Origin of the sequence: Micromonospora sp. KC721, assembly GCF_004348355.1 — a bacterium.
Lineage (GTDB): Bacteria > Actinomycetota > Actinomycetes > Mycobacteriales > Micromonosporaceae > Micromonospora.
The window spans coordinates 1-5,663 of the sequence record NZ_SMJY01000285.1 but is presented as its reverse complement, the minus strand read 5'-3'; the positions used below and the strand labels follow the sequence as shown (position 1 = coordinate 5,663).

Genomic DNA, 5,663 nt, shown 5'->3' with positions numbered 1-5,663 from the left:
GGCCCGACCCCCTCGGTCCAGCCAGTTCCGCCGGTGCCTCAGGGGGTACGCCGGCGCCGGCGCGCCGCGCTCGGGCGTGCGCCTGGACCGGTCCCGGCAGGGTGTGGTCACCGGATCGGAAAACGACAAAGCCCGCGACCTGGCGACCGGTCCGGTCGTCGGGTCGCGGGCTTCGCCGCGGTCAGGCGTTCGGCGACGGCGCGGGTGAGCCGGACGGGCTGCCGCTGGGCGCCGGGCTCGCGCCACCGCCCGGGCCAGCCGCCCGCTGTGCCTGCTGGAACGCGGTCATCGCCTCGTCCAGCGCCTTGAGGGCCCGGCCGTACCGCTCGAAGTCGCCGGACGCCTGCGCGGCCTTGACCTCGACGATCGCCGACTGGACACGTTCCGCCGCGGCGGCCAGCTCGCCGGTCAGCGGCGGATCGGTGTCACCGGGGGGCGGTGGGGTGTCGTCGGCCGGCGGTGGGGTGTTCGGCGCGGCGCGTTTGCCCTGGTCGACGAGCTGCTTGATGCCGTCGGTGATGTTGTCGGCCAGCACCACGTAGGAACCGCCGTCGCCGTACGACAGCAGCACCTTCTGCAGCAGCGGGTAGGCGTCCTGCTGGTTGCTCTTGACGTACACCGGCTCGACGTAGAGCATCCCGTCGCCGAACGGCAGGGAGAGCAGGTTGCCGTACTGCACCTTGGCCTGGTTGGACGAGAGCAGGTTGAGCTGCTGACGGATGTTGGCGTTGTTGGTCATCTGCTGGTGGACCTGCACCGGCCCGGAGACTCGGGTCTGGTCCGGCAGCTCCAGCACCTCCAGTTGGGGCCGTCCGTCGACGTACGACCCGGAGATCAGCGCGGCGAGGTTCTGCCGGCCGTTCGGGGTGACCGCGGCGGTGAGCTGGAAGCGGGGCTGCTGCTGCCCGGGAAACTGGGTGAACAGGTAGTAGGGCGGCTGCTTCTGCCCGCTGTCCGGCGCGTCCGGCACGTTCGGCACCTGCCAGAAGTCCTGACCGGAGTAGAAGTCGCCGGGGTCGGTGACGTGGAACCTGGTGAGCAGGTTCCGCTGCACCTTGAACATGTCCGCCGGGTAGCGGAAGTGCTCGGCCAACTCCGCCGGGATGGCGGTCTTCGGCAGCACCAGGTCACCACCGAAGGCCTTGTTCCACGCCTTCAGCACCGGGTCGCCCTCGTCGAACTCGTAGAGCCGGACCGTGCCGTCGTACGCGTCGACGGTGGCCTTCACCGAGTTGCGCATGTAGTTGACGTTCTCCCGGGCCAGTTGGAACGTGCCCCGGTTGGTCAGCTCGTCGGCGGTCTCGGTCTGGAGGTTGATCCGCTCGGCGTACGGGTAGGTCGCCGCCGTGGTGTAACCGTCGATGATCCACTGAACCCGGCCGCCGACCACCGCCGGGTACGGGTCACCGTCGAGGGTGAGGAAGGGCGCGACCTTCTCCACCCGGTCCCGCGGGTTGCGCACGTAGAGCAGCCGGGAGTTGTCGTTGACCGCCTCGGAGAGCAGGAAGTTGCTCTCCTGCTCCTTGATCGCGTAGAGCAGCCGGCGGGTGAACGAACCGATCTCGACGCCGCCCTCACCGGTGTAGGTGTAGTACTGCTCGCCGCCGGTGGTCGGGGTCGGGCGGTCGAACTCGGCGTGCCTGCCCTGTTCGGCCTGCCCGACGATGGCGTAGTCGTTCGGGCCCATCCGCTCGCCGTAGTAGATCCGCGGCTGGCTGGCCGGAATCTGCTCGGCCTGCGACGAGCAGGCCTCCTGCGCCTTCTCGCCGAGGAAGCCGGAGACGAAGTACGGCTGGCCGCCGCAGACCACCTGGTTGGCCGGGGCCGCCACGAGGCCGTACCCGTGGGTGTAGACGGTGTGCTTGTTGATCCAGTTGCTCTGCTGGTCGGTCAGCTCGTTGTAGTTGATCTCGCGGACGCCGACCACGTAGTCGGAGGTCTTGTTCGCCACCGAGTACCGGTCGATGTCGAGCTTCGGACCGAAGTCGTAGAAGCCGCGGACCTGCTGCAGCTGGGTGTACGTCTCGGAGACCAGCTGCGGGTCGAGCAGCCGCACGTTCGGCACCACCGCGGTGTCGGAGGCCAGGGTCGCCGGTGGCCTGAGGTTGCTCGCCGCGTACCCGGTGGTCTTCGCGTCGGCGAGGCCGAACGCGGCCCGGGTGGCGGTGATGCTGCGCTCGATGTACCGCGCCTCCTTGTCCCGGGCGCTGGGCTTCACCTCGAAGGTCTGCACCGCCCACGGGTAGATGCCGCCGATCGCGACGGCGGAGACGCCGAGCAGGGCCAGCGAGATACCCGGCCAGACCAGGTTCCGCATCACCGCGTTGGAGAACACGATGATCGCGATGGCCACCACGACGGAGATCCAGGCGAGGATCTCCTTGGCCGGCAGGAGCGCGTTGACGTCGGCGTAGCCCGCGCCGTAGAGCTTCGTCCCCTCGTTGGCCTCCAGCAGCAGCGCCCGCCGGTCCAGCACGTACGCGACGGCCTTGAGTAGGACGAAGACGGCGACCAGCGTGCTGAGGTGAGCGCGGGCCGCGTTGGTCATCCGGTCCCCGACGCCCTGTAGCCGCACCCCACCGAAGACGTAGTGCGCGGCCAACGCGCCGAGCAGGGCCAGCACCACCGCGGTGAAGGCGACGCCGAGCAGGTAGCGCAGGAAGGGCAGTTGGAAGACGTAGAACCCGACGTCGACGCCGAACTCCGGGTCCTTCACACCGAACGAGCCACCGTTGCGGAACAGCAGCCACTGGTTCCAACGCCCCTGCGCGGACAGGCCGGCGAAGAGCCCGAGCACCGCCGCGGTGAGGCTGATCCAGGTGCCGATCCGGGGGCTGACCAGCATCCGGTACCGCTCCAGGGTGGCCTGCTCCAACGAGTGCGGTCGCAGCATCGGACGCAGTCGGTACGCCAGCCAGAGGTTGCCGCCGACGAACAGCGCCAGGCCGAAGCCGACGGCGAGGAACAGGAACAGCCGGGTGAGCAGCACACCGCTGAACACCTGGGTGTAGCGGACCTCCTGGAACCAGAGCCAGTCCGTCCATGCCTGGACGCCCCAGCCGAGCAGGGTGAACAGGACGAACACCCCGGCCAGGACCCCGAGGGTGACGCGTCCGCGCCGGCTCATCCTGGGCAGGGGGCTGCTACGCATGACCACTGTTGGCTCCGCACGCTCGATGTGATCGGCTCCGGACAGGCACCCAGAGTACGGGGTGTTCCTGACAGTGTCCGGTCACGGTCTCGCGACGCCGTGCTGCGGGGCCCCGATCAGCAGCGGGTCGGCTGCCCCCCGGAGCGCAGTGTCTCCAGCGCCGTCAATGCCTCGGCCAGCGAGCCGACCTTGATCAGGGGCAGGTCGGGCTGTGGATTGCGGACCGCCTCGGCGCAGTTGCCGGCAGGTACGAGAAAGACGTCGGCCCCGGCCTCCTTGGCCCCGACCAGCTTCTGGGCGATGCCGCCGATCGGGCCGACCCGCCCCTCGTCGTCGATGGTGCCGGTGCCGGCGATGATCTTTCCATCGGTGAGATCATCCGGTTCGAGTTTGTCGACGATGCCGAGGGCGAACATCAGGCCGGCGCTCGGCCCACCGATGTTGTTCAGGTCGATCTTGAGCGTGAACGGGTGCGGCTGGCGTTGGTCGGGCACCAGGCCGATGCGTGGGCGGCCGTCCTGTTCGCGACTGGTGACGGTGGCCTTCCCGGCGGCCCCGTCCCGGGTGTAGCCGATCGTCAGCGCGGTCCCGGCTGGCTTGGCCCGGACCAGTTCGACCAGCTTCGCCGCGGTGGTCACCTTCGCCCCGTCGACGGTGGTGATGACGTCCCCGGCCTTGAGCACGCCGGCCGACGGGCCGTCGGCGGCGACCTCCTTGACCACGACCTGGACGGGATAGCCGAGTTCGACCAGCGCGGCGGTCTCGGCGCTGGTCTGCGAGTTGCGGAAATCCTCGGCGTTGCGCTTGTCCACCTCCTCCTGGCTCTCGTCCGGCGGGTAGACCAGCTCGCGCGGCACCACCGCCTCGTCCTTCGACAGCCAGCCGGCGATCGCCGCGCGGAGTTTGACGTTGGGCTGCACGCCGACCGTGGTCATCCGCAACTGCCCCTTGGAGGTCGTCGTCGACCGGCCGTCGACCTGGATGATCTCCTTGCCGTCTGAGGTGCCGAGCGTGTCGACGGTGGGACCGGGGCCGAGCACCACGTACGGGATGGGCGCACCGAGCACGCCGATGCTCAGCAGGGTGGTGAGCAGAGCACCCAGCAGGACGGTCACGCCGCGACGCCTCATGCGGCAGAGCGTACCGATCTCCGGTGACCCGGGGCCGGGCGATGCGGCGACGACTTCGCCCTCAGCGCAACGCCAGTGTCGGCGACCTGCGGCACGGCCCGCGTACCGTAGACGTCGTGCCTGATATTCCGTTCGGTTTCGCGCTTCCGGGTGGGCAACCACCAGATCCCAACGATCCCGCGCAGATGCAGCAGTTCATGTCGCAGTTGCAGCACCTGCTCTCCGCGTCGGGCAGTGGGCCGGTGAACTGGGACCTGGCCCGTCAGGTCGCGGCCAGTCAGCTCGCCGCCTCCGGCGACCCGGCGGTCTCGCCGTACGAGCGGCACGCGGTGGAGGAGGCGCTGCGGATCGCCGACCTCTGGCTGGAGCCCGCCTCGGACCTGCCGTCGGGCATCCGCACGTCGGTGGCCTGGAACCGCAACGAGTGGATCTACAAGACCCTCGACGTCTGGCGCAAGCTCTGCGACCCGGTGGCCAGCCGGATGGTCGGCGCGATGGGCGATCTGGTGCCGCCGGAGGCACGGGCACAGCTCGGCCCGATGCAGTCGATGGTGGCCACCCTCGGCGGGGCGCTCTTCGGCGGGCAGCTCGGTCAGGCGCTGGGCTCACTCGCCGCCGAGGTGCTCTCCGCCGGTGACATCGGCCTGCCGCTCGGCCCGGCCGGCACGGCGGCGCTGGTCCCGGCCAACATCCGGGCGTACGGCGCGGGCCTGGAGCTGCCCGAGGACGAGGTACGCCTCTACGTCGCCCTGCGCGAGGCGGCCCACCAGCGGCTCTTCGAGCACGTGCCGTGGCTGCGCGGGCACGTGCTGACCGCGGTGGAGAACTACGCCTCGGGCATCCGGGTCAACCGGGAGGCGATCGAGGAGGCGATGGGCCGGGTCGACCCGACCGACCCGGAGTCGATGCAGGCGATCGCGCTGGAGGGCATCTTCACGCCGGAGGACACCCCGGCGCAGAAGGCGTCGCTGGCCCGGTTGGAGACGGTGCTGGCGCTGGTCGAGGGGTGGGTCTGCCACGTGGTGGACAACGCCGCCGGGGAGCGCCTGCCCAACGTGGTACGCCTCGGCGAGGCGTTCCGCCGCCGCCGGGCCGCCGGTGGGCCGGCCGAGCAGACCTTCGCCGCGCTGGTCGGGCTGGAGCTGCGTCCGCGTCGGCTGCGCGAGGCGTCCGCGCTCTGGGCCGCGCTCACCACGCACCGGGGCATCGCCGGTCGGGACGCGGTTTGGGGCCACCCCGACCTGCTCCCGTCCGACGACGACTTCGCCGACCCGGTGGCCTTCGCGACGCGCAGCACGGACCTGGACGACGAGCTGGCGAACTTCGACTTCACCGCACCCGGCGGTCCCGAGGAACAACCCCCCACCGAAACGCCCTGACCC

The 5,663-nt window shown here is 70.4% G+C and carries 3 protein-coding genes; 1 reads left to right on the top strand and 2 read right to left on the bottom strand.

Annotated elements, in window-relative coordinates; genetic code table 11:
* Positions 1-181: 181 nt before the first annotated feature.
* Complete coding sequence (locus tag E1182_RS28790) at positions 182-3,151, bottom strand: UPF0182 family protein (protein ID WP_207921557.1); 2,970 nt, start codon at positions 3,149-3,151, stop codon at positions 182-184.
* A 116-nt stretch (positions 3,152-3,267) separates the two neighbouring features.
* Complete coding sequence (locus E1182_RS28785) at positions 3,268-4,281, bottom strand: PDZ domain-containing protein (protein WP_132270875.1); 1,014 nt, start codon at positions 4,279-4,281, stop codon at positions 3,268-3,270.
* A gap of 185 nt (positions 4,282-4,466) precedes the next feature.
* Between E1182_RS28785 and E1182_RS28780 the strand changes: the two genes are divergently transcribed.
* Entirely contained in the window at positions 4,467-5,660 is a 1,194-nt protein-coding gene (locus tag E1182_RS28780; protein WP_132270877.1) for a zinc-dependent metalloprotease, read from the top strand.
* Positions 5,661-5,663: the final 3 nt, after the last annotated feature.

What these genes read in the sequence shown, in the direction of transcription:
- E1182_RS28790 (WP_207921557.1), bottom strand. Translation starts at nt 3,151, where the DNA reads ATGCGTAGCAGCCCCCTGCCCAGGATGAGCCGGCGCGGACGCGTCACC.
- E1182_RS28780 (WP_132270877.1), top strand. Translation starts at nt 4,467, where the DNA reads ATGCAGCAGTTCATGTCGCAGTTGCAGCACCTGCTCTCCGCGTCGGGC.
- E1182_RS28785 (WP_132270875.1), bottom strand. Translation starts at nt 4,281, where the DNA reads ATGAGGCGTCGCGGCGTGACCGTCCTGCTGGGTGCTCTGCTCACCACC.